Origin of the sequence: Streptomyces sp. DH12 (assembly GCF_020873895.1) — a bacterium.
In the GTDB taxonomy this organism is placed as follows: domain Bacteria; phylum Actinomycetota; class Actinomycetes; order Streptomycetales; family Streptomycetaceae; genus Streptomyces.
Genome location: NZ_JAHWGT010000265.1, coordinates 1 through 732, shown reverse-complemented (window position 1 = coordinate 732; position 732 = coordinate 1). Strand labels below are relative to the sequence as shown.

The following is a 732-nucleotide window of genomic DNA, read 5'->3' as shown; positions in this document are numbered from 1 at the left end:
CCCTGCTCCCGCCCCGTCCGGGCTCCTCAGGGCAAAGGCACCCCGAGCACCGGCAGGAGCCGGGACGGACCCCGGTGGAGCAGCCATGGGGGCAGCAGGGAGAGCGGGTCCAGGTAGGCCTCGCCCCGCAGCAGCCCCCAGTGGACGCAGGCCGCCGTGCAGTGGGAGCCGCCCGCCTCCACCGTGCCGATCACCTCGCCCGCCGTCACCTCCGCACCCTCCGGCACCGAGGCGCGGACGGGTTCGTAGGTGGTGCGCAGCGGCGGGTCCCCGGTGCCGGCGAGCTCCACCGCGACGACGCCCTTCCCGGCCACCCGGCCCGCGAACGACACCCGGCCGTCCGCCACCGCGCGTACCGGCGTCCCCGGTGGCGCCGCGAGATCGACACCCCGGTGTCCGGGCCCGTAGACGGTCGCCGGCGGTTCCCAGCCGCGCAGCACCGGCGGGCGCACTCCCACCGGCCACGTACGCGCGATGGCCGGAACGGCGTCGTCCGCGGTACGGCGCCCACCCGCCCCGCCGGTCGGTGACGCGGCGTTCCCTGTCCCCGCCGCGAGGAGCCGTGACGCCGACGGTGCCAGCAGCGCCGCCACGGTCACGGCCACCACCAGCACCAGCCGCACGCACCGCCAGGCCCATCCGCCCCGCCCGCTCCCCTCGGCCGATCCGGCCCGTTCACGCCACCCACGTCCCTCGCTCCGTCCCAGTCGTCGCATGGCGGAAGCGTCTCGC

General features: G+C 77.7%; 1 protein-coding gene. It reads right to left on the bottom strand.

All coding sequences use genetic code 11. The annotated features are described in order from the left end of the window. Window positions 1-26: 26 nt before the first annotated feature. Window positions 27-614 (bottom strand): M23 family metallopeptidase, encoded by a 588-nt coding sequence (locus tag LPA54_RS33930; protein ID WP_228918383.1) that lies wholly within the window; start codon window positions 612-614, stop codon window positions 27-29. Between the last annotated feature and the right edge of the window lie 118 nt (window positions 615-732).